Source organism: Actinoplanes sp. NPDC019969, from assembly GCF_055562375.1.
In genome coordinates this window covers 53,453-76,385 of the sequence record NZ_JBVHFK010000016.1, presented here as the reverse complement: position 1 = coordinate 76,385, position 22,933 = coordinate 53,453, and the positions used below count along the sequence as shown (strand labels likewise).

Here is a 22,933-nt window from a genome sequence, read left to right as displayed (position 1 = left end):
CACAGCGGGACGGCCGGCCGTCAGTTGCCGGTGCCCGGCTTGGTCACCGTGCCGGGCTTCGCCGGGACGGTGGGCTTCGCCGGGGTGAACAGGGCGCGCTCCATCAGCGGCGCGACCGCCTCGGTGTAGGCCACGGTCAGGTGGCTGTTGTCCCAGTAGACGAGGGTGTCGCCGATGACCGGCGGGCACACGTCGGTGCACAGCCACGGCACCGGGTCGACGACCCGGATCCCGGCGGCGCGGGCTGCCGTGGCCACCAGCGCCCGGCGGTTCGGCTCGGCGACGGCCTGCCCGCGCGGCCGGTTGCAGGCGCCGACCTCGCGCGCGTTGGTGACCAGGCAGGTCGGGGCGACCCCGGACGGCCAGGCGGTGTCCTGCAGCAGCACCATCGGGACGCCGGCGAGCTTGCGGAACGACTGCTTCCACCGGTCGGCCCAGATCGCGTCGTCGGCGGTCCCGGCGGTGGGGATCTTCTTGCCGGCCTCGTCGAGGATGCCGCCGTTGTCGAGGTCGTTGGACGCGAGGATCACCATCTGTGGGCGTTCCTGGCGGATGCGGGCGAACACCTTGTCCCGCCACTGCACGCATTCGGTGTAGGGCCGCTTCAGCGCCGTGTTGTAGACCAGCACCTGCGGGACCTGGCAGGAGAACTTGGTCAGCACGACGAGGCGCCAGCCCCGGTTCCGGGCGGCCCTGTCGACGGCGGGGAACCAGTGGTGGGCGTGCGAGTCGCCGATCAGGAACATGGTCTTGGCGCCGGCCGGGTCGCCGTAGACGCACGGCTCGAAGTCGACGTCGGCGTAGTTGAGCCGGCAGCCGTCGGGCATCGGGGGGCGCGGCGGGTTGGGCTGGACGACCGTCGGATACAGGTTGGACGGCATCCGGGCGCTGGCGGCCGACGCGGCGATCAGCTGGGTGAGCCGGGCCTGCGGGTCGGCCGCGCCGGTGATCTCGGCGGCGAGGCTGGGCGCGGCGGGGCCGGTCGGGATGGGTGGCGTGTTCTGGCCGCCGATGCCGGCGATCAGGGCGGTGGCCGAGGACAGGGCGAGCCCGACGGCGAGACCGGTGCGGGCCTTGGCGCGCAGCGGCTTGCTGTTGCGGAACGGGTTCTCCACCAGGTGGTACGTGATCAGCGCGAGCACCAGGGAACCGGCGGCCAGGGCCAGGTTGACCGTGAGGGTCGGTGCGACGCCGAACGCGGCCGGGCCGATCATCAGGGCCGGCCAGTGCCACAGGTACCACCCGTACGACAGCTTGCCGATCTGCCGCATCGGCCAGATGCCGAGCAGCGTGCCGGCGCCGCCGCGGGCCTCCCGCATGCCGGCGGCGATGACCGCGCCGGTGCCGAGGACCGGGAGCAGCGCCGCGTACCCGGGGAAGGCGGTCTCCTCGGTGAACAGGACGGCGGCGACCATGACGGCGGCGAGGCCGGTCCAGGACAGCACGACCGAGACCATGCGCGGCTGGCGGGCCAGCGCGGTGGCGCCGACGGCGAGCAGGGCGCCGACGCCGAGTTCCCAGGCGCGGGTGTGCGAGCCGAAGTACGCCCACGGGGCGGCGGTGCCGGTCTGCCACACGCTCAGCGCCAGCGACACGGCGACCATGGTGGACAGGCCGGCGATGAGCAGGCGGCGGCTACGGAAGGTGATGATCATCAGTAGCGGCCAGATCAGGTAGAACTGTTCCTCGACCGCGAGCGACCAGAGGTGCTGCAGCGGGGAGGGTTCGGCGGTGGCGGCGAGGTAGTCGACGCCCTGGCCGGCGAGACGCCAGTTCATGCCGTAGAACGTGCTGTACAGCGCGTCGACGGTGATGTCGTGGAACCGGGTGGCGGGCAGGAAGAACCAGGCGGCTGCCACGGTGGCCAGCACCATCACGGTGGCGACCGGCAGCAGCCGCAGGGCCCGCCGGGCGTAGAAGCGTCCCATCGCGATCCGGCCGTTGCGGCCCTGTTCGGCGAGCAGCAGACCGGTGATCAGAAACCCGGAGATGACGAAGAACACGTCGACGCCGACGTAACCGCCCTCGAACCGCCCGATCCCGGCGTGCGAGAGAACGACGAGCGTTACGGCTACAGCGCGTAACCCCTCGATGTCAGGGCGGAACCGGGAATGCCCCGAAACGGGCGTAGCCGCGCCTGATTCCGGGCGCGGCGAGTTGATCAACATCTGGGACACGGCGGATTTCAACAGGTCATGGCAAACAACAGGTAAACGAGCAGTGAACGCGAGGAGATTCCACAGATTTCGGCCGGCCGGTGAGGTATCGACCACGGAACGGGAGAAGCGCCGCCCGGCGGGGGACCGGACGGCGCTTCTCAGGGGGAGGAAAGATCAGTTGATCTCGACGTGGAAGATCGGGTCGGCGGCCAGCTTCCGGAAGGCGGCCAGGCTCGCCTCGGTGCTGTCGATGCTGATGTCGCGGTCGCCCTGATCGTCCTGCTTCGTGTCGAAGTGGACGATCGCCTTGATGGCGGGGCGCTTCCTCAGCTCGGCGAGGACGCTGTCGTAGACGAACGACTTGTCGGCGATCTTGCCGACCCGGTGGTACGCGCCCCACTCGGCGACCATGACCGGCTTGCCGGCGTGCTTGGTGGTCGCCCAGTCGTAGAAGCCGAGGCCGCCCTTCTTGGGCTTGCGGTCGAGCAGGTCGGCGAAGGTGCCGTGGTGGTAGTAGCCCTTCTCGGCCGAGACGTAGGAGTCCAGGCCGATCCAGTCCACGACGTCGTCACCGGGGTAGAGGTCGGCCCACCACGACTGCGCCATCCACTTCTCGTTGCCCATGTAGGCGAGCACGTTGACGACGTTGGTGACGCCCTGGTCACGCAGCCGCTCGATGGTGTGGCGGTACATCGCGGCGAAGTCCTTGGCCTCCATGCCGGACCCCTTGCGGGCCACGACGTCGTTCTCCGGCTCGTGGTTGAGGACCAGGAAGAACTTCTTGCCGTACGCCTTGGCACGCTTGGCGAAGGCGTCGATGCGCTTGTCCTGCTGCCCCTGGGCGACCTTGGCCCAGGTGGAGCCGTACGCGATCTTCCAGTTCTCCAGCAGCACCCGCGGGTTCGCCGGGTCGTTCGTCATGGCGATCTCGGCCTTGGTCGGGAAGGCCTCGTTGCCCTTGTGGTACTGGTGGAAGATCGTGGCGGTCCGGCCGCTGGCCTGCTCCCAGCTCTTCAGGGCCAGGTCACGCGGCGTGGAGGTGAAGCCACCGGCCGCGCCGCCCCAGAGGACGTTGCAGGACGGGACGAGCTTGGCGTCGGTGACGCAGTCGGCTGCCGGAGCGGCGGCCTGCGCGGCGGACGGGGCCAGGGCGGCTCCGGCGCCGGCGATCACGGCGGTCAGAGCTGTCAGGAACTTCGGCAGCTTGGCCAGTCGCAAAATGAACTCCCCCGGTCTGTCCGGCGCGTTGTCGCACCGGGCATGTGAAAGAGATTCCAGGGCGGCGGGTGCGTGCTCAGTGCCCGTGCCGGTGCCACCCGGTTGCGGTGAAACGGGCGCGGAAGGCTTGCTCTCCGGGGCGCCTGGGGGTAGCCAGAGAGGATGAACGTGATCATCGACGGCCACAACGACCTGCCGATGCGCCTGCGCGAGTGGCACGGCTCGGCGGTGGCGGGCCTGGACCGGGAGCGACCGCCGCTGCACACCGATCTGCCGCGGCTGCGGGCCGGCGGGGTGGGTGGCCAGTTCTGGTCGGTGTACGTGCCGTCCGACCTGTCCGAGCCGGCCGCGGTGGTCAGCACGTGCGAGCAGATCGACCTGGTGCACCGGATGGTCGCCGCCTACCCGGACGATCTGGTGATGGCCTACACCTCCGCCGACGTGGAGCGGGCCGTGGAGAGCGGCCGGATCGCCTCGCTGCTCGGCGTGGAGGGCGGGCACTGCCTGGCCGGCTCGCTGGGGGTGCTGCGGTCGCTGGCCCGGCTCGGCATCCGCTACGTCACGCTCACCCACAACCATCACACCGGGTGGGCGGACTCGGCGACGCAGGATCCGGTGCACGGCGGCCTGACGGCCGAGGGGCGGGCGATCGTACGGGAGATGCAGCGCCTGGGCGTCCTCGTCGACCTCTCGCACGTCTCCGCGGACACCATGCGCGACGCCCTGGACGAGGCCACCGCCCCGGTGATCTTCAGCCACTCCGGCGCCCGCGCGGTCACCGACCATCCCCGCAACGTCCCCGACGACGTGCTATCCCGACTGCCCGGCAACGGCGGCGTCGTCCAGCTGACGTTCGTGTCCTTCTTCGTGTCGGCCGCGGTCCGGGACTGGCAGCACGCCGCGGACGCCGCGTGGGAGCGGCTCGGCCTGCCCGCGTACGGCACGGACTGGCCCCGCGCCCCGCACCCCGGCGAGGATCCCGCGCACGTTCCGGTGACGCCGCCGCACGACCCGGCCGCCGAGCCGGCCTTCCAGCGGTGGCTGGCGGCGCACCCGAAGCCGGCGGCGACCCTCGCCGACGTGATCGCGCACGTGGAACACGCCCGCGAGGTGGCCGGCATCGATCACCTCGGCATCGGCGGCGACTTCGACGGCACCCCGGAGGTGCCGGACGACCTGGCCGACGTCTCGTGCTACCCGCGGCTGCTGGACGGGCTGCGGGACCGTGGCTGGTCCGGGGAGGACCTGGCGAAGCTGGCCAACCGCAACATCCTGCGGGCGCTGCGGGACGCCGAGGAGCACGCCGCGGAACCCCTCTGGCCCCGGTGATACGAACTGTGCCGCCCGCCACACGGGCGGCTCGTTCATTTCCCGTTAACCTTCCGTACCCCTTTGATTTGCTGTGCTCTGGTCAAATCCGCCGTGCAGTCGACCGTGTCTTCCCCACCGCAGACGGCCACCGCCGCAGCGACCCCCGCGAGAGGCCACTCGTCCGGGTTCCGGCCGGACATCGAGGGCCTTCGCGCCATAGCCGTGACCCTGGTCGTGCTCTCGCACGCCGGCATCGGCCGGTTCGAGGGCGGTTATGTCGGCGTCGACGTCTTCTTCGTCATCTCCGGCTTCCTGATCACCACGCTGCTGCTGGCCGAACAGGCCCGTGCCGGCCGGATCTCGCTGACCCGGTTCTACGCCCGGCGCGCGCTGCGGCTGCTGCCGGTCGCGACCGTGACCGTGCTGGCCACGGTGGCCGCCGCCTGGTTCTTCCTGCCGGCCACCCGGTTCCACGACATCGCTGTGGACGCGCTGTACAGCACGTTCTACGGGATGAACTGGCGGCTGGCCGCCCAGGGCGTGGACTACCTGGCCGCCGCGGCCGAGCCCTCCCCGCTCCAGCACCTCTGGTCGCTGGCCGTGGAGGAGCAGTTCTACGTGGTGTGGCCGCTGCTCATCATGCTCACGTTCCGCAGCCGCCGCCTGTTGATCGCCACCCTGTCCGTGCTCGCCGCGGTCTCGCTCGCGCTGAGCGTGTGGCAGACCGGCGAGGCCGCCCCGTGGGCGTACTTCGGCTCGCACACCCGCGCCTGGGAGCTGGGCGCCGGCGCGCTGCTCGCGGTCGGCGCCGCCCGGATCGCCCGGATGCCGTCCGGGCTCTCGGTGGCGCTGTCCTGGACCGGCCTGCTGGCGATCTTCGGTTCGGCCGTGCTGTTCACCGAGGAGACCTCCTTCCCCGGGTACGCCGCCCTCCTGCCCGTCCTGGGCACGGCCGCCGTGATCGCGGCCGGGATGAACCCGTCGCGCGGCGGCTCCGGCCCGCTGCTCGGGATCTGGCCGATGCGGCAGATCGGCAAGCTGTCGTACGGCTGGTACCTGTGGCACTGGCCGGTCCTGATGATCGGCCCGTACGCCTTGGACAAGGAGCCCACCCGGGTCGTGAACGTGGCCCTGGCCGTGGGCTCGCTGGTGCTCGCGCTGATCACGTACCACCTGGTGGAGAACCCGTTCCGCAACAGCAAGCCGCTGCGCGCGAGGGCCCGTACCGGCCTCGCCGTGGGCCTGGCCCTGTCGTCGCTGGTCGCGGTCGCCGGGGCGGTCGGCAGCCGGCACACCCCGCCGGTCCCGACCGCCGCCGCCGCGCCGGGCCTGGCCGCCGGGCTGGACACCGCCACCGACCCGCAGGCCGCGATGACCGCGCTGATCACGAGGTCGATCGGCGCCACCCGGATGCCGGCGAACCTGACCCCGCCGGTCACCTCCCCGGCCGAGCTGCCGGCCCACAACGCCGACAAGTGCCACGTCGACCACCGGGACAACACGATCCGGCCGTGCGTCTACGGCGACCCGGCCGGCACGAGGACCATGTTCCTGATCGGCGACTCGCACGCCGGCCACTGGTTCACCACCGTCGACGCCGTCGCCCGCGAGCACAAGTGGCGCCTGGTCGCGCTGACCAAGTCGGCCTGCCAGATCGCCGACGTGCTGGTCTACCAGCCGGCGCTGAAGCGGTCCTACGACGAGTGCCCGAAGTGGCGGGACGCGGTGTTCGAGCGGGTCCGGCAGGAGAAGCCGAACCTGGTCGTCCTGGCCTCGCACGACGGCGACAACGGCGGCCTGCTGAAGGCCTCCGGCAAGCCCGTCGCGAAGCCGATGGGCGCCCAGAACGACGGCCTGTGGGCGCAGGCGTGGGCGGACTCGTTCGCGAAGGTCAAGGGCATTCCGGCGGTGCTGATCCAGGACACCCCGTGGCCGAACGACATCGTGCCGAACTGCCTGACCAAGAACCCCAAGAAGATCACCGTGTGCAACAGCCCGGTCGGCAAGGCGATCACCCTGCCGAAGCGGCGGGCCCTGATCGCCGGGGCGGCGAGGACCGCGGGCGTACGGGTGGTCGACCCGACGCCGTGGTTCTGCACCGACGTCTGCCCGGTGGTCATCGGGGACACCCTGGTCTACCGGGACAAGGGGCACATGACGGTGGCGTTCGCGCGGACCCTCACCCCACTGCTGGACCCGGCGCTGTTCCCGCCGGCGAAGAAGAAGTAGAGACGCGGAACCCCCGGCACACGAATCGCATGCCGGGGGTTCCGTACGGATCATCGCGGCGGCCGGGGGACGGTCCCGGCCGGGCTGACAGGTCCTACGATCTCCCACTTCCGCGTCCACACCAAATCCACCAGGTAAAACTCCCGGCACGAAAGTGATGGCGACCACTGGATCCGGGTAAGCCGGGTCACTCCGCAGCGCTCAGCAGCAGGTCATGACCGGTTGGTGATCTCCCCCACCGCGAGGGCGGGAAGAGCCGAAAGTAGCTGGGTACGCGACCGGACGCCCAGTTTGCGGTACACCCGGGTGAGCGTCGCCTCGACGGTCTTCACGCTCAGGTAGAGCCGGGTGGCGATCTCCCGGTTGCTGGCGCCGTCCCGGACCATCCCGGCGATCCGCAGCTCGGTCGAGGTGAGGCCCTGCTCGGGCGCCCCCTCGGTACGCGTCAGCATCCGTTCCGCCTCGACGGTCCAGGGCCGGGCGTCCGACGTACGGAAAAGGGTCAGGGCCTCGCCGATCGCCTGCCGGGCGGCCGCGTAGCGACGCCGCCGCCGTTCCGCCCCGGCCAGCACCAGCAGGGCGTGCGCCTGCTCGACCGGCTGCCGCGCGTCCTGGAACCGGCGGGCGGCGACGGCGGCCAGCTCCACCGCGGCGTCGGCCCGGCCCGACTCGGACGCGACGACCGCGGCGGCCCGGTCCAGGTAGCCGGTGTGCGCTGCCGCCCCACCGGCCCGGGCCAGCTCCAGGGTGGCGGCGGCCGCCCGGTGCTCGCCGGACAGCGCCAGCGCCACGGCCAGGTCGGCCCGCCAGCGCACGATCATCGGGTCGGCACTGCCCGCCCCGGCCTCCAGATCGTGCAGCCGGCGCAGGGTGGCGACGGCGGCCCGGGTGTCGCCGGACCGGACCTCGGCCTGGGCCAGGGCGTGCAGATTGCGCCGCAGGTAGAGGCCGTCGCCCTCCTGGTGCGAGGAGCGGATGCCCCGGCGGGCGAATCCGGCGGCGGCGGCCAGGCTGCCCCCGGCCAGCTCGGCCACCGCGGCGGTGTACCAGGTGGGGCCGGGACTCAGGCCCGCCTCCTGGGCGGCACGGGCCGCGCGGTGGCCGTACCGTAGGGCCTCCTGGCAGCGGCCCGCCCGCGTCGCCACCTCGGAGAGGCTGCGCAGCACCTCGACCCGGGCCTCGCCGACCCGGTCGTGCTCGGCGACCGCGAGCAGGGCGAGGAGTTCAGCGCGGGCCTCGTCGAGCCGGTCGTCGAAGAGCGCGAAGCGGGCGGCCATGTAGTGCGGGCCGTAATGCAGCCAGTCCGGGGCGGGCGTGGCCGGCAGCGCCAGCGCGCGGTCCAGGGCGTCCCGCCAGCCGGCCACGCCCCGCACCCGCTGGATCGACGCGACGATGGTCAGCGCCATCGCCTCGATGGTCGGGTCCCCGGCGAGCCGGGCCGCCCGCTCCGCGCGCCGCGCCTCGGCCGCCGCCGCGTCCAGGTCCCCGGCGAGGAACGCGGCGAAGGTCAGCCGCAACCGGACCGGCGCGGCGAGCTCCGGGTCGTCGCCGGCCTCGGCCAGCGCGGCGGCGAACGTCTCCCCCATCTCGGACAGCGCCTGACCGGCCAGGTCGAGCAGCACCAGGCGGGCCCGGACCCGGTGCGCGGGCGGCGCCCCGGCGGCCAGCACCGCCTCGGCGGCCCGTCCGGCCACCTCGGGCGCCCCGCCGGTGATCGCCGTGCGGGCGGCGGTGACCAGCCAGTCCAGACGGTCCGCGGACAGCTCCGGCGGGCAGCGGTCGGCGGCCAGCAGGTACAGCTCGGCGGCGGTCCGTTCGGCGCCGTGCCGGGCGAGGCGGCCGGCCGCGGCGGCCAGGTCGGCGGCCACCCGGGCGTCCGGGCGGGCGGTGCGCAGGGCCTGCTGGCGCAGGGCTTCCACCGGGTCGTACGCGGCCGCGGCCAGCTCCGCGTGCACCAGGCTCCGCTCGGCCGCCGGCGTCTCGTCGGCCAGCACCCGGCCCAGCAACGGCGGGGTGAACCGGATCCGCTCCCCGGCCAGCTCGGCCACCCCGGCCGCCACCGCGTCCCGTAGCTCGCCGGACGCCTCGTCGCGCCCGGCCCGCAGCAGCAGGGTGACCGTCGGCTCGGTCGCCAGCGCCGCCGTCAGCAGGGTGCGGCGGACCGCGGCGCTCAGGCCGGCGAGCCGTTCCCGGGCCAGGTCACGGACGTTCTCCGGCAGCGGCGCGGGCCGCCAGGTGGCGCCGGGCGCGACCGCGCCGCCCAGGGCGAGGGCCAGGAACGGGTTGCCCCCGCTCTCCCGGTGCAGCCGGCTGGCCGTCCGGCAGGGCAGTCCCCGGGCTTCGAGCAGGGCGGTCAGGTCGTCCGGCGACAGCGGGGGCACTGCCGTCTCGAGCGCCGGGGCGGGGCACAGCCGGACCGCGCGGGACCGGCCGGGACGGCGTTCGGCGGCGACCACCCGGACCCGGGGGCCGGGGCGGCGGCGCATCGCGAAACCGATCAGCTCGACCGACTCGGGGTCGAGCCACTGGACGTCGTCGAGGACCAGCAGCACCGGGGCGGCACGGGCGCAGCGGGCCAGCAGCTCCGGCAGGACCATGCGCCGGACCAGGGCCGGCGCGCCGGTGCGGGAGGCCCGGCCCCGGCACAGGGCGGCGAGCGAATGGCGGGGTGCGGGCGCGAGGGCGGCGACCGCGCCCGCCGGGACCTGGCGGACGAGGTCGGCGACCCCGGCGTACGCCAGGGTCCGCTCGCCGGGGGCCGGGCGCAGCCGGAGGACCAGCTCCCCACGGGCCGCGGCCCGGTCGGCGACGGCGTCGAGCAGCGCGGACCGGCCGATGCCGGGCGGCCCGTGCAGGGCCACGCCGCCACCGGTGGCCAGCCGGGCTTCGATAGCCGCGAGCAGTGCCTCCCGGCCGTGCAGATCAGGCACGCGGCCAGACTAGGGACCGGGAGACATCCGTATCAATGAATTCCCGGGTATGTCACACCGCTGTCACTTGGTGGCGGTCACACTCGTGGCGGTCACCGAGCCGTCACCGGCGGTCTCGCCCTGGACGGTGACCGACTGGCCGGCCTTGACGTCGCTGAGCTTGCCCTTGGTGGCGGTGTTCACCGTGGTCGTGCCGTCGGTCTTGACGGTGACGACCGTACCGTCCGCGGTCTCGACGTAGATCGTCTTGCCGTTGACCAGCTTGACCTTGCCGGTGGCGCCCTTCTCCGCGGAGGCCGCCGTGGTCTGTTGGCCGAATCCTCCCGGCGCGCCGCTCGCGCCCATGCCGCCCGGGAAGCGACCGCCGCCGGGGAACCCGCTCGCCGCCGGGGAGGGGCTCACCCCCCACGTCTTCTGGGCCTGCACGCCGCCGAGGAAGCCGCCCATCAGCAGGGCGGCCACCCCGAGCCCGACGGTGCCCTTGTTCCACCACCTCTTCGGCGCGGCGGCGGCCAGTTCCGCGGAGAGGTCGTCGTCAATCGCGGGAATGATGGCTGTCTCGTCATTCATCGTTGTCACAACCGGGTCCTCACTCGTAGCGCAGCGCGTCGATGGGACGCAGGCGGGCGGCGCGGGCGGCGGGCAGGCCGCCGAAGAACAGCCCGATCGCGATGGAGACACCGACGGCGTATCCGATCGAGCTGGGCACGATCACCGGCTTCACGCCGACGATCTCGAACTGGGCGCCGATCAGGGCGGCGGCCACCCCGAGGGCGCCGCCGAGCACGCTCAGCAGGCTCGCCTCGATGAGGAACTGGGTGAGGATCACCCGGCGGGGCGCGCCGAGGGCCTTGCGGATGCCGATCTCGCGGGTCCGTTCGGTCACCGTCACCAGCATGATGTTGGTGATGCCGATGCCGCCGACCAGCAGGCTGATCGCGGCGACCGCGCCGAGCAGGGTGGTGAAGGTGCCGGCGGTCTCGGTCTGGGTCTCCAGCAGCGACGAGGCGTTCTGGATCCGGTACGGGGTGCTGCCCGACGACGCGTCGACGTCGAGCTTCTGGTTCAGGACCGTGGAGACCTGGCTCTGCACCTTGTCGACGTTGTCCGGGTCGTTCGCCTCGACGATGATCGAGGTGAGCGCGCCGTACCCGGTGAGCACCTGCTGCACCGCCGTGAGCGGCGCGACCGCGGTGTCGTTGCCGTCCTGGAAGCCGGTGGAGCTCTTCTCCTCCAGGACCCCGACGACGGTGAACAGCGCCCCGCCGACGGTGACCTGCTTGTCGATCGGATCGAGCCCGGGGAACAGCTCCTCGGCGACGGTCTGCCCGATCACCACCACCCGGCGGCCCTGATCCACGTCGTCGGCGGTGAACCCGGCGCCCTTGCCGACCGGGGTGCTGGAGGCGGTGAACCAGGCCGGCGTGGTCCCGACGAAGGTGGCGACCGTGTGGTCGGCGCCCTCGTACGTCATCGTCGCCGACGACGAGCTGACCACCGGCGACACCGTCCGGACGTCCGGGGCCAGCTCCGCGTCGACCAGCGCGTCGGCCATGTCCCTGGTGAGCGACGTGCTGCTGGAGCCGCCGCGGCCGGTGCTCATCACGGTGATGGTGTTGGTGCCCAGCGCCTCGATCCGGTCGCTGATCGCCTTGGCCGAGCCGTTGCCGACAGCGACCAGCAGGATCACCGCGGCGACACCGATCAGGATGCCGAGCATGGTGAGCGCGGACCGCAGCTTGTTGGCGCTCAGGCCGCGCAGCGCGAAACGGACCACTTCGAAGAAGTTCACCGCGCGTGCCGCCCGCCCGCGAGCGCGCCCACCGGCGGCAGGTGCAGCGGCGACTGCCGCCGGTCCAGCACGATCGACCCGTCCACCAGCTTGATCAGCCGTTTGGCGCGGGCGCCCACCTCGTCCTCGTGCGTGATGATCACGATGGTCCGGCCGGCCGCGCTCAGGTCGTCGAAGACCTGCAGCACGTCGTCGGTGGACGTGGAGTCCAGGTTGCCGGTGGGCTCGTCGGCGAGCAGCAGGGCCGGTTCGGTGACCAGGGCCCGGGCCACCGCGACGCGCTGCTGCTGGCCGCCGGAGAGCTGGTTGGGCTCGTGGCCGGCACGGTCCGCCAGGCCGACGATGTCCAGGGCCTCCATCGCGCGGCGGCGGCGTTCCCTCGCCTTGACCCCGGCGTACGCCAGGGGCAGTTCCACGTTGGCCACGGCGGTGGTCCGCGGGATCAGGTTGAACGACTGGAAGATGAAGCCGATGAGCCGGTTCCGGGCCAGCGCGAGCTGGCCGTCGGAGAGCCGGCTGACGTCCACGCCGTCCAGGAGGTACTGCCCGGAGGTGGGGATGTCGAGGGCGCCGAGGATGTTCATCAGGGTCGACTTGCCGGAGCCGGAGGAGCCCATGATGGCCGCGTAGTCACCGCGCTGCACGGTGAGGGAGACCCCGCGCAGCGCGTGCACGGTCGCCTCGCCCTCGCCGTAGATCTTCTTCAGGTTCGTGACCTGGATGACCGGCTTGCTCATCGGGCGCCACCCCGGGTGCCCGTGCCGCCGCCGGGAGCCCCGCCGCCCGGCGCGCCGCCGCCGGAGAAGCCGCCGAAACCGCCGCCGCCCATCATGCCGCCCTGCTGGCTGCCGCTGGTGCTGGTCGAGGTGGTCGTGACGACGACCTGCTCGCCGGCGGTGAGCCCGGAGGTGATCTCGGTGGCCGCGTCGCCCTCCAGGCCGATCTCCACCGCCCGGGTCTCCTGCACGCCGTTCGCGACGACGGTGACGGTGCGCCGGTTGCCGGCCTTGGTGATGGCGGCCGCGTTGACCAGGATCACGTTCTCCTTGGATCCGGTGGTGACCGACACCGAGACGGTCTGGCCGACCTTGGCGCCGGCCGGCACCTTGTCCAGGGTGAGCGTGACGCCGTACGTCACCACGCTGTTCGCTGTCGTCGCGGACGGGTCGACGGCGGCGACCCGGGCGCTCTGCGAGACGCCGCTGAGCGCGTTCCAGGTGACCGTGGCGACCTGCTTCTCCTTGAGGCTGGTCGCGTCCGCCTCGGCGAAGCTCGCCGCCACCTGCATCTTCGTCAGGTCGGCGATCTCGATGAAGCCGCTGCTGCTCGACGACGACGAGCTGCTGCCGCCGCCGGTGCTGCCCGAGCCGCCGCCGGAGGTGCCGCCACCGGACGAGCCGGACGAGCCGGAGCTTCCGGAGGCGGAGCCGCCGAGGGTGCCGTTGACGGCGGTGACCGTGCCGGCCATCGGGGCGGTCAGCACCGTCCCGTCCACCGCGGACTCGGCCTCGTCCACGGCGAGTTCGGCCTTGGCGACCTCGTTCTCGGCCTCGGTGGTGTCCGAGGCGGCGGTCTCGGCGCGGTCCAGGGCGTCCCGGGCCGCGTCCAGGTCGGCCTCGGCGGCGTCCAGGGCCCGCTGCGCGGCGGCCGGGTCGACCTTGGCCAGCACCTGGCCCTTCTTGACCTTGTCGCCGACCTTCACGCTGATCGCCGTGACCGTGCCGCTGGTCTCGAAGGTCGCGCTCGCGGTGCTGGCGCTCTCCAGGGTGCCGTCCGCGGTCGCGGTCCTGGTCACCGTGCCCTGCTGGACGGTGACCGTACGCTCGGAGGCCGTCGCCGTCGTCGCCCCGTCGCCGGAAGAGGAAAATGTCTCGTACACCGTGCAGGCCCCGGCGACGAGCACGACGCCGATCACGGCGTTGACCACCAACGACGGGTGGCGGCTCAGACGTACCTTCATGCCGCACACTCTCGGGCTCAGGGCTATGAGGAGCTTCGGCGCAACCTGGGAGCCAGCTCAAAACTCACGCGGCGTCACCGACAGCCGGCAGCTCCACCCGGAAGGTGGCCCCGCCGCCCGGCGTCTCCCGCAGCGCGACCGAGCCCCCGTGCTGCGCGACGATCGCGGCGACGATCGCCAAGCCGAGCCCGGAACCGCCGCCCTTGGTGCGGGAACGGCTGGTGTCGGCCCGGTAGAGACGCTCGAAGATCCGGTCGGCGTGCTCCGGCGGGACGCCCGGGCCGTTGTCGCGGACCTCCAGGACCGCCACCGCGGCGCCGTCGCCGGACGTGGACAGCCCGACACGTACCGTGACGATGGTCTCCGGCGTCGTGTGGTGCAGCGCGTTCGCCACCAGGTTCGTGGCGACCTGCCGCAGCCCGTGATCGTCGCCGAGGACCGTGGCCGGCTCGAAGAGGTCGTCGTCGCCCAACCCGGCCAGCAGCACCTGACGGCCCGGCGTCCGGGCGTGCGCGTCCCGGACGGTGTCCGCCGCGATCTCCAGGAGGTCCACCCGGCGCAGGTCCAGGGTGCGCTGCTGATCCATCCGGGCCAGCCGGAGCAGGTCCTCGACCAGCACCGCCATCCGGGCCGACTCGGCCTCGATCCGGGCAAGCGTCTCGTCGAGCTGCGGGCCGGGCGGGGCGCCGCCGCGCCGGTACAGCTCGGCCCACCCGCGGATCGAGGTGAGCGGGGTGCGCAGCTCGTGCGAGGCGTCCGCGACGAACTGGCGCAGCCGCTGCTCGGAAGCGGTCCGCGCGTCGACCTCGCCCTCGATCCGGGTGAGCATGGCGTTCAGGGCCAGGCCGAGACGGCCGGGCTCGGTGTGCGGGTCGGTGTCGGGAACCCGGCCGGACAGGTTGCCGCCGGAGATGTCGGCGGCGACCGACTCCATGGCGGTGAGCGGGCGCAGGCCGATCCGTACCACGAAAGCGGCCCCGAACCCGAGAGCCGTCAGCACCAGCAGCAGCACCCCGGCGTCGATCAGGACCAGTTGCTCGGTGGTCTGCTCGACCTCCTCCAGGGAGTAGCCGATGAGGGCCCGCTCCCCCGTGTCGCCGACGTCGACGGCGAGCACCCGCCAGTCCGAGCCGCTCGCTGTCGGCACCGTGTAAGGCCGGGCGCTGTCACGGATCGCGTCCGCGGCGGGGCGGGTGTCGTCGGCGGGCGAGCTTCGGCCGGTGTCCAGCGCGCCGTCGGCACCGTAGACGTACATGATCTGGTCCGGGCCGAGGCCACGGAACCGGCCCGGGCGCGGGCCGAAGCCCGGGTACGAATCGGACAACGGTCGGCTTATGCCTATGAGCTGGTCGTCGATCCGGTCTTCCAGATATTTCTGGATCAGCAGGACGCCGGCCACGTTGGCGACCACGAGCGCGATGCCCGAGAGCAGCGCGACGACGAGCACGAGCCTGGACTTGAGGGTCCAGAACCTCCAGGGAATCATTCCTCGCCGCTGCGGGGCAGCCGCAACGCGTACCCCACGCCGCGCACCGTGTGGATCAGCGGCGGATCCGTCCTGTCGATCTTCCGCCGCAGGTAGTAGACGTAGGACTCCACGATGCGGCCGTCGCCGCCGAAGTCGTACTTCCACACCCGGTCCAGGATCTGCGCCTTGCTGACCACCCGGCCCGCGTTGATCATCAGGTACCGCAGCAGGTTGAACTCCGTCGGCGACAACTCGATCAGCCGGCCCGCGCGGCGCACCTCGTGGGCGTCCTCGGAGAGCTCCAGGTCCGCGTACCGCAGCACGCCGGTGTCCTCCTGCGGCTCCTCCGGCTGGCTGCGGCGCAGGATCGCGCGTATCCGTAGCACGACCTCCTCGAGACTGAACGGCTTGGTGACATAGTCGTCGGCCCCGGCCGACAGCCCGAGGATCCGGTCCTCCACCGCGTCCCTGGCCGTGAGGAACAGGACCGGGACCCGGTGACCGGCGGCACGCAGCCGCCGCGCCACCTCGATCCCGTCGACGTCCGGGAGCATCACGTCGAGGACGATCAGATCCGGCTCGAAATCCTGGACCGCCACCAGGGCCCCGTGGCCCGACTCGGCCACCCGCACCTCGAAGGCGACGAGCCGGAGCGTCGCGCTGAGCAGCGCGGAGATGTTCGGCTCGTCATCGACGACGAGGACGCGGGCGGGACCACGGGTTTCGGTGAGCACCGTACTAGAACTATCAGCGTTTTCTTTGAATCGGCTATGAGCGTCCCTACCAGGACCTGGCTACCGCGTCGCCTTCGGCGATCCCGGAGACGATCTCGGTGTACGTGTCACCACGCAGCCCCAGCTTCACCGGCACCTCCGCGCCGTCCTTGCGGACCGTGCCGCTGTCCCCCTTCACATCGTGCACCGCGGTGCTCGGCACCCGCAGCACGTCCGCCTTGCTGCCGGTGGTGACCCGCACGTTCGCGCTCTGCCCGACCAGCAGCTCGTCCGGGGCGTCGGTGAACGACAGCAGCACCCCGAACCGGGTCAGCGTGCCGTCGCTGGTGCCGACCGGGTCGACCTGCGCCACCGTCGCGTCGAACGTCATCCCGGCCCGGTCGGCGAGCGTGATCACGGCCTTCTGGGAGACCGCGAGCCGGTCCGCGTCGGCCTCCGGGAAGTCCGCGCTGATCTCCATGTCGTAGACGTCGGCCAGGGTGATGAAGGTGGACCCGGACTTGGCGCTGCTGCCCACCTTGCCGCTCACCGAGATGACCTTCCCGGCGATCGGGGCGGTGATCCTCGTACCGGCCAGCTGCTCCTCCGCCTCCTCCAGGGTCACCTCGGCGGCGTTGACCCGCTGCTCGGCGGAGAGGATCCCGTCGGTGCCGGAGCCGCCCCCAGCGCGGGCGCCGGATCCCCCGCCGGTCGAACAGCCCGTGCTGCTCGTGGTCGGCCTGCCGGCCTTCCTCGTGGATGACGGCGACGCCGTGGCCGTCGGGCTCGTCGTCGCGGTCGGCTTCGTCACGGTCGCGGTCGCGGCAGGTTTCGTCGCGGTCGCGGTGGGTGACGCGGTCGCGGTCGGCGCGGCCGTCGCAGCCGTGTACGCCGCCGCCACGTCACACCCGCTCGAGGTGGCAGCGGTCGAGGCGGAGGCCGCCGCGTCCTGAGCCTCGTCGAGCTTGTCCCGCGCCTCGTCGAGCGCGTCCTCCGCGTCCGCCACCGCCTCGGCGGCATCCGTGTCGTCGACGGTCGCGAGCACCTGCCCCACCGTCACCGTCGTGCCCGCCCGTACCGTGACCGTCTCCACCTCGGCACTCACCGCGAACGACAGGCTCCGCGTCTGCGCCGGCTGCAACGTGCCCGTGGTGGCGACCTCGGTGGTCACCACGCCCTTGCCGACCGTGACAGTCTCGGCCGCTGTCGTCTCCTCCCGCACGGCGCCGGCCGTCAGCGCACGCACCACACCGAAGGCGAGCGACGCGAGCACGACGACCGCCACGGCGAGCCAGATCAAACGCCGGCGACCGGCCAGTGCAACACCCATGGTCGCCGAGTGTGGCGAGCGGTCCTCGCCGCGGGCTCGGTCCCACCTGGGAGTTCGCTCGGAGCAGCTTCTTAGGTAACTCCTAGGGTCGTCCGACGTTCCGCACAGGTGCGCCGGTTTTCCTTCACGACGTCCCGCACCATCGCTCATGAAGGAGAACCCCGTGCCGGTGATCAGCCTGAAGGCGCCGCGCCGTACCGCAGCCATCTTCGCCGTCTCGGCGGCCATGCTGTTCACCGCGGCCTGCGGCTCCGGCGACGCCGCCACGGACAGCACCGCCGACGGCGCCGGTGGCAACAACGCGTTCGCCGCCTACATCAGCTGCCTCGACGAGAACGGCGTGACCATCACGATGCCGTCCGGCGGCCCCGGCGGCGGCATGCGCCCGTCCGGCGCCCCCGACGGCGCCGGCCGCCCGTCCGGTCAGCCCCGCCCCTCCGGCAGCGCCGGCCAGCGCGGCGGCGGTTTCCCCGGTTTCAGCAAGCCCGAGGGCGTCGACGAGGCCACATGGACGAAGGCTCAAGAGGCGTGCGCCTCGGTCCGCCCGAGCATGGGCGCCGGGCGCGGCCCCGGCGGCGGCAACGGGCAGAACGGCGGCGCCCCGGCCGGCGACGCCCCGGCCGGCGGCGGCAACGCCAACGCCGCCTACGAGAACTGCCTCAAGGAGAACGGCGTCACCGACCCCACCGACCCCGACACCACGAACGCGACGGTCAAGAAGGCCACCGAGACCTGCGCCGTCCTGAAGCCCACCGCCTCCTGACCCACCTCCCACCCCGCGTCCGTCTCACGGCAGGCGCGGGGTCACCGTTTCCCTTTCCCGGTACGCCCCGCCCCACCCCAGTACCACCCAGCCGAGTCCCCGGTCACCGCGCCAGCCGTCGCTCAGACAGGCCATCCGCACTCCACAACCCGTCTCAACGACGGCTCCCGCCGTCACCTGCCCCACTCCCCCACCACCCGTCGCCCAGACAGGCCATCCGTCCTCCACAACCCGCCTCAACGACGGCTCCTGAGCGGCAGCCGTCGCCCAGACAGGTCATCCAGCCCCACAACCGGCCTCAACGACGGCCCGGCCCGGGCTCATGCCCCGTGGCGGTGGTGCTGCGGATGATGAGGCGGGGCGGGATGACGACGGCGCGCGGGGTGGCGGTGGGCTGCTCGATGCGGGTGACGGCACGTTCCACGGCGGCCGTCGCCATCGCGTCGACGTCCTGGGCGATCGTGGTCAGGTCGATGTGGGCGAGCCGGCTCAGGCTGGTGTCGTCGTAACCGACCACGCTGACGTCGCCGGGCACCCCCAGGCCGTTGCGGCGGAGCACGTCGAGCAGGCCGGTGGCGCTCAGGTCGTTGAACACGGTGACCGCGGTCGGCGGATCGGCCAAGAGCTTCTCGGCGGCGCGGGCGCCGTCCTCCTCGCCGGCGCCGCCGGGGACGATCCGGACGTACGCGTCCAGGTCGTGCCGCCGCATCGCCTCCTGGTAGCCGGCGCGCCGCTCGGCGGAACCGGCCAGGGCGCCGCCGTCGACGTGTGCGATCCGCCGGTGCCCGAGCGCGACCAGATGATCGACGGCTTGCCGGGAGCCGAGCGCGTCGTCGCTGTGCACCACGTCGACGTCCCGGCGGCGGGCGCCGCGCATCATCGCGATCACCGGCAGCCGGGCCGCGATCGACGCCAGCTCGGAGCCGCGCAACTGCCCGCCGAACAGGACCAGCGCCTCGCAGCGGTCCTGGAGCAGGTCGCCGACCGCCGTACGCTCGCCGCGCCGGGGTGTCACCGCGCTGAGGGTCAGCTGATAGCCGGCCCGTTCGGCAGCGTCGTAGAGGCCGGTGAGTAGATCGTGGTGGAACGGGTGCCGCACGTCGAAGACGACCCCGAGCAGGCGGCTGCGCCCGCTGCGCAACAACCGGGCCCGGCTGTCCGGCTGGTAACCGAGCCGGCCGGCCACCTCGAGGACCCGCTCCCGGGTGGCGGCCCCGACGCCGGGCGCGCCCCGCATCACGATCGACACGCTGGCCACCGACACCCCGGCCGCGGCGGCCACGTCGGCGAGGGTCGCCCGCCGCTCCGCTGACTGCATGCGAGCGATCGTACGTTGTGATTACTAGAACGTTCTATAGCGCCGCCTACTAGAACGTTATAGCGTCCGTGACCGTGGAAGAAACGACCGCCGGCCGCCGCTGGGCGGCCCTGCTCGCCCTGTCCCTGGGCGGTTTCGGGCTCGGCCTGACCGAGTTCGTCGCCATGGGCCTGCTCCCCGAGATAGCCCGCGACCTGCTCCCGGACGCCTACACGGCCTCCGTCCCGGAAGCGCTGGCCCAGGCCGGCTGGATGATCACGATCTACGCGCTCGGCGTCGTCGCCGGCGCGCCCACGATCGCCGTCCTCACCGCCCGGATGCCGCGCCGAAGGCTCGTCCTCGGGCTGCTCGTCCTGTTCGTGGCCGGCACCGCGGCGTCCGCGCTCGCCCCCACGTTCGAGCTGGTGCTGGCCGCCCGGTTCGTCGCGGCCCTGGCCCACGGCGCCTACTTCGGGGCCGCCGGCATCCTCGCCGCGAACCTCCTCGGCCCCGGCAACCAGGGCAAGGGCGTGTCCATCGTGATCGGCGGCCTGACCGCGGCCAACCTCGCCGGCGTTCCGCTGATCACGGTGCTCGGGCAGAGCCAGGGATGGCGGGCCGCGTACCTCGCCGTCGCCGCCGTCTTCGCGCTGAGCCTGATCGCGGTGCTCACGACCGTACCGCCCACCGCAACCGCGACCGGCGGCTCACCGCGCGCCGAACTGCGGGCCTTCCGCTCGCCGCAGGTCTGGCTCGTCGCCGCGGCCGTGGCCGTCGGCACCGCCGGGTTCTTCGCCGTCAACAGCTACGTCGCGCCGATCACCACCCACGTCACCGGCCTGTCCGAGAGCACCGTCCCGTGGGTGCTCGCCGCCATGGGCCTCGGCATGACCCTCGGCATCGCCGCCGGCGGAGTCGCCGCCGACCGGAACCTGCGCCGCGCCGTCCTCACCGGGTTCGGCGGGCTGCTCGCGTCGGCGGCGTTCTTCGGGCTGGCCGCCGCCCATCCGATCGGGCTGTTCCTCGGGGCCTTCCTGGTGGGTGCGGCCAGCCTGTACATCGTTCCGGCGCTGCAGGCCCGCCTGATCGCCGTCGCGCCGGGCGCGCAGCTCATGGGCGCGGCGGTCAACCAGTCGTCCCTCAACATCGCGAACGCGGTGGGGGCGGCGCTCGGCGGTACGGTCATCGCGGCAGGCTGGGGATATCTCTCGTCGGCGTGGCTGGGGGTGGCCCTGACCGTGGTGGGATTGGGGTTGTCGCTGGTCAGTTTCCGGATCGACGACCGTACGCCCGATCGCGAGCCGGTTCCCGCCTGATCCCGGCCGTTCGGCGGGTGGATCACCGGCAGCTCATCCCGCCGCGGTTCACCGCCGGGCCGAGTCGCGACGAGTCCCGCGGTGAGAGCCCGCGGTGAGAGCCCGCGGTGAGAGCCCGCGGTGAGCCCCGCCGTGGGAACCCGCGCCGATCTTGTGCGTTCGCCGCCGGAGCCGCGCGCACAAGATCGAAATCCGTCCCCTTCCTGCGTTTTCGACACCGGAAATCCGGACCCTCCTGCCCAAGATCGGCCGATGTGGCGATCTTGGGCAGAGGGCGCCGGGGTGAATCGAACAAGATCGCAAGCAGCGATGGATCCGGGTGGACAAACTGCTCAAGATCGCGACAGATGCCCCGGCGCGCGCTTCGTGAGCTTCGCGGATGTGAATGGACGCGACCGAAAGGAGGGCGACGGCATCCACGGAGCTGAACGCTCAAGATCGCGGCAAGCAGGGAAGCCGCCGAGACTTGACGCGAAACGCTGAAGCCGGCGGAGGCGGGCAGCCGAGGTACACCGCCGGGAAACCGGAGCCAATGCTGGCGGCAGCGAGGATCAGGTGGGTGCCGGGCGGAATCAGTGGCGGCGGGTGGTGAGGGTCAGGTGGGTGCCGACCGGGATCCGGACGGAGATCAGACGGGGGTCGCCGGCCAGGGACCGCTCGACCCGGCCGACGATCTCCCGGTGCTGCGGATCCGGGTAGAGAGCTGGATCCATGTCGTCGACGAGCAGGACGGCGCCGGGTGCCAGAGCGTCCACCGTCAGATCGAGCCCGTCCCACTTGCCCGCCACCGCATCCGCGAAGATCAGGTCGAAGCGTCCGAGGCCCGGCAGGACCTCACCGGCGTCGCCCTGGACGAACTCCACGTACGACGGCCACGGCGACTCGCCCACGGCTGCCACCAGGCCGGGGTCCAGCTCGACGGTGGTCACCGTGACGTCGTCGCGGCCGGCGAGACCGCTCACCAGCCACGCCGTGCCCACTCCCGCGCCGGTGCCGATCTCGAGGATCCGGCCGTTCCGCGGCACGGCGGCGGCCAGCACCGCCAGCATCGCCCCGGCCGGATCCGCACACGACGCCTCGAACCCCAGCCGACGGGCCCGCCGCCCCGCCTCCGCCACCAGTTCCGGAACGCTCATCGACCCTCCCCTGTTCGCGATCACCGTAGTCCAACGGGGAGCGGTCACCGCAGTCCAACGGGGAACGGTCACCGCAATCCAACGGGGAACGGTCAGCGGGCGTAGCGCGGGACGTACTCCTGCCCGCTGAGGGACTGGACGACAGCCATCAGCGCGTCGGTGTGACGGCGGATGTCGGCCGGGGCATCGATCCGTACCGCGATGGGTGGGCCGAAGGTGATGCTGACCGGATGCCGCCGGGGGAACCGCGCGCCGGGCGGCCGCAGGCGGTCCGTCCCGCGGATGCCGACCGGGATGATCGGGACGCCGGCCTGCTGGGCGAGCCGGACCACCCCGGTACGCCCCCGGTGGAGCCGCCCGTCCGGCGACCGGGTCCCTTCCGGGAAGACCGCGACCAGCCCACCGGCCCGCAGCACCGGCACAGCGCCCTCGAACGCGGTGAGCGCCGCCCGCCCGCCACCCCGCTCGACCGGGATCGCGCCCATCCCGGTGACGATCCGCCGGGTGAGCCCGCCGCCCCGGAAGTATTCGGCCTTCGCCCAGAACGCGATGTGCCGCGGTGTCACCACGCCGAGGAACAGCTGGTCACCGATCGACAGATGGTTCGGGGCGAGGATCGCGCCGCCGGTCGCCGGCAGATGTTCGAGCCCGGTGACCGCGGGCCGCCACGTTCGGCGCAGGTAGGCCCCGAGGGTCCGGTGGGCCAGGGCGTAGAGCGGCGGCATCATGCGGGCCTCGTTCCGAGGTGGGCGGTGAGGGCGGCGTCGAGGATCGGTGACGGGTCGATGGCGCCGGTCGCCAGGGCGAGGCTGCCCCGGTTCGCGAGCTGGGCGATCCCGTGCAGGTTGGCCCACAGCGCCCCGGCGGCCACGACGGGCTCCGGAACGTCCGGGCGGGCTTCCGCGATCAGCCCGGTGAGCAGCCGGAACAGTGGCAGGCTGGTGTCCCGCAACCCGAGATGCCCGCTCTCCAGCAGATCGTGGCGGAACATAAGGTCGTAGCGGCCGGGACGGTCCGCCGCGAAGTCCAGGTAGACCCGGGCGAGAAGGGCGATTCTGCGGTACGGGTCCGCGGGCGCCCCGCCGAGCGCCGCCGCCGCACGCGTCCCCAGCTCGCTGAACCCTTCCCGGGCGATCGCTGACAGCAGCTCGAGATGGGTCGGGAAGTAGCGTCGCGGCGCCCCGTGGGAGACCCCGGCCCGCCGGGCGATCTCCCGCAACGTGACCGCCGACGGCCCCTCGACGTCGAGCAGTTCCCCACCGACGCGCACCAGCCGTTCCCGTAAACCCTCCACATCCGGCATGGACACTG

At 72.7% G+C, this 22,933-nt stretch carries 18 protein-coding genes; 4 read left to right on the top strand and 14 right to left on the bottom strand.

Going from position 1 to position 22,933, the window contains the following annotated elements; all coding sequences use genetic code 11:
- Nucleotides 1-20: 20 nt before the first annotated feature.
- Together ACZ3II_RS37640 and ACZ3II_RS37635 are read right to left on the bottom strand one after the other, a co-directional pair.
- Nucleotides 21-2,168, bottom strand: coding sequence for an acyltransferase family protein (locus ACZ3II_RS37640; RefSeq protein WP_465524623.1), 2,148 nt, complete (start codon nucleotides 2,166-2,168; stop codon nucleotides 21-23).
- Nucleotides 2,169-2,333: 165 nt separating this feature from the next.
- A complete protein-coding gene (locus ACZ3II_RS37635) occupies nucleotides 2,334-3,377 on the bottom strand; it encodes a glycoside hydrolase family 26 protein (protein WP_465524497.1) in 1,044 nt (347 codons plus the stop codon).
- A 162-nt stretch (nucleotides 3,378-3,539) separates the two neighbouring features.
- Between ACZ3II_RS37635 and ACZ3II_RS37630 the strand changes: the two genes are divergently transcribed.
- Both ACZ3II_RS37630 and ACZ3II_RS37625 read left to right on the top strand, forming a co-directional pair.
- Nucleotides 3,540-4,706, top strand: coding sequence for a dipeptidase (locus ACZ3II_RS37630; protein WP_465524495.1), 1,167 nt, complete (start codon nucleotides 3,540-3,542; stop codon nucleotides 4,704-4,706).
- A 105-nt stretch (nucleotides 4,707-4,811) separates the two neighbouring features.
- Nucleotides 4,812-6,917, top strand: coding sequence for an acyltransferase family protein (locus tag ACZ3II_RS37625; protein WP_465524493.1), 2,106 nt, complete (start codon nucleotides 4,812-4,814; stop codon nucleotides 6,915-6,917).
- A gap of 212 nt (nucleotides 6,918-7,129) precedes the next feature.
- Here ACZ3II_RS37625 and ACZ3II_RS37620 read toward each other — a convergent pair whose 3' ends face one another.
- From ACZ3II_RS37620 to ACZ3II_RS37585, 8 genes are all read right to left on the bottom strand, one after another.
- Nucleotides 7,130-9,847 carry an AAA family ATPase gene (locus ACZ3II_RS37620; protein WP_465524491.1) on the bottom strand — a complete coding sequence of 906 codons (2,718 nt, stop codon included), beginning with the start codon at nucleotides 9,845-9,847 and terminating at the stop codon, nucleotides 7,130-7,132.
- A 63-nt stretch (nucleotides 9,848-9,910) separates the two neighbouring features.
- A complete protein-coding gene (locus ACZ3II_RS37615; protein ID WP_465524489.1) occupies nucleotides 9,911-10,417 on the bottom strand; it encodes a hypothetical protein in 507 nt (168 codons plus the stop codon).
- 19 nt (nucleotides 10,418-10,436) lie between these two features.
- Nucleotides 10,437-11,639: an ABC transporter permease gene (locus ACZ3II_RS37610; protein ID WP_465524487.1), complete on the bottom strand. Its 1,203-nt coding sequence runs from the start codon at nucleotides 11,637-11,639 to the stop codon at nucleotides 10,437-10,439.
- On the bottom strand, nucleotides 11,636-12,376 hold the full coding sequence (locus ACZ3II_RS37605; protein WP_465524485.1) for an ABC transporter ATP-binding protein: 741 nt from the start codon (nucleotides 12,374-12,376) through the stop codon (nucleotides 11,636-11,638). The genes ACZ3II_RS37610 and ACZ3II_RS37605 overlap by 4 nt, the downstream gene beginning before the upstream one ends.
- Nucleotides 12,373-13,599 carry an efflux RND transporter periplasmic adaptor subunit gene (locus ACZ3II_RS37600; protein WP_465524483.1) on the bottom strand — a complete coding sequence of 409 codons (1,227 nt, stop codon included), beginning with the start codon at nucleotides 13,597-13,599 and terminating at the stop codon, nucleotides 12,373-12,375. Before ACZ3II_RS37600 ends, ACZ3II_RS37605 begins: the two co-directional genes overlap by 4 nt.
- A 64-nt stretch (nucleotides 13,600-13,663) precedes the next feature.
- A complete protein-coding gene (locus tag ACZ3II_RS37595) occupies nucleotides 13,664-15,085 on the bottom strand; it encodes a sensor histidine kinase (protein ID WP_465524481.1) in 1,422 nt (473 codons plus the stop codon).
- Nucleotides 15,082-15,801, bottom strand: coding sequence for a response regulator transcription factor (locus ACZ3II_RS37590; protein WP_465524479.1), 720 nt, complete (start codon nucleotides 15,799-15,801; stop codon nucleotides 15,082-15,084). Before ACZ3II_RS37590 ends, ACZ3II_RS37595 begins: the two co-directional genes overlap by 4 nt.
- 46 nt (nucleotides 15,802-15,847) lie before the next feature.
- Nucleotides 15,848-17,110 carry an efflux RND transporter periplasmic adaptor subunit gene (locus tag ACZ3II_RS37585; RefSeq protein ID WP_465524477.1) on the bottom strand — a complete coding sequence of 421 codons (1,263 nt, stop codon included), beginning with the start codon at nucleotides 17,108-17,110 and terminating at the stop codon, nucleotides 15,848-15,850.
- A 148-nt stretch (nucleotides 17,111-17,258) separates the two neighbouring features.
- Between ACZ3II_RS37585 and ACZ3II_RS37580 the strand changes: the two genes are divergently transcribed.
- Entirely contained in the window at nucleotides 17,259-17,873 is a 615-nt protein-coding gene (locus ACZ3II_RS37580; RefSeq protein WP_465524475.1) for a hypothetical protein, read from the top strand.
- A gap of 298 nt (nucleotides 17,874-18,171) precedes the next feature.
- Here the strand turns inward: ACZ3II_RS37580 and ACZ3II_RS37575 are convergent, their stop codons facing one another.
- Nucleotides 18,172-19,191 carry a LacI family DNA-binding transcriptional regulator gene (locus ACZ3II_RS37575; protein WP_465524473.1) on the bottom strand — a complete coding sequence of 340 codons (1,020 nt, stop codon included), beginning with the start codon at nucleotides 19,189-19,191 and terminating at the stop codon, nucleotides 18,172-18,174.
- A gap of 74 nt (nucleotides 19,192-19,265) precedes the next feature.
- On the opposite strand from ACZ3II_RS37575, the gene ACZ3II_RS37570 reads away from it, so the two are divergent.
- Nucleotides 19,266-20,486 (top strand): MFS transporter, encoded by a 1,221-nt coding sequence (locus ACZ3II_RS37570; protein WP_465524471.1) that lies wholly within the window; start codon nucleotides 19,266-19,268, stop codon nucleotides 20,484-20,486.
- Between the two features lie 572 nt (nucleotides 20,487-21,058).
- Here ACZ3II_RS37570 and ACZ3II_RS37565 read toward each other — a convergent pair.
- From ACZ3II_RS37565 to ACZ3II_RS37555, 3 genes are all read right to left on the bottom strand, one after another.
- Nucleotides 21,059-21,622 (bottom strand): O-methyltransferase, encoded by a 564-nt coding sequence (locus tag ACZ3II_RS37565; RefSeq protein ID WP_465524469.1) that lies wholly within the window; start codon nucleotides 21,620-21,622, stop codon nucleotides 21,059-21,061.
- A 92-nt stretch (nucleotides 21,623-21,714) separates the two neighbouring features.
- Nucleotides 21,715-22,347 (bottom strand): lysophospholipid acyltransferase family protein, encoded by a 633-nt coding sequence (locus ACZ3II_RS37560; RefSeq protein ID WP_465524622.1) that lies wholly within the window; start codon nucleotides 22,345-22,347, stop codon nucleotides 21,715-21,717.
- Entirely contained in the window at nucleotides 22,347-22,925 is a 579-nt protein-coding gene (locus tag ACZ3II_RS37555) for a TetR/AcrR family transcriptional regulator (protein ID WP_465524467.1), read from the bottom strand. The genes ACZ3II_RS37560 and ACZ3II_RS37555 overlap by 1 nt, the downstream gene beginning before the upstream one ends.
- Nucleotides 22,926-22,933: the final 8 nt, after the last annotated feature.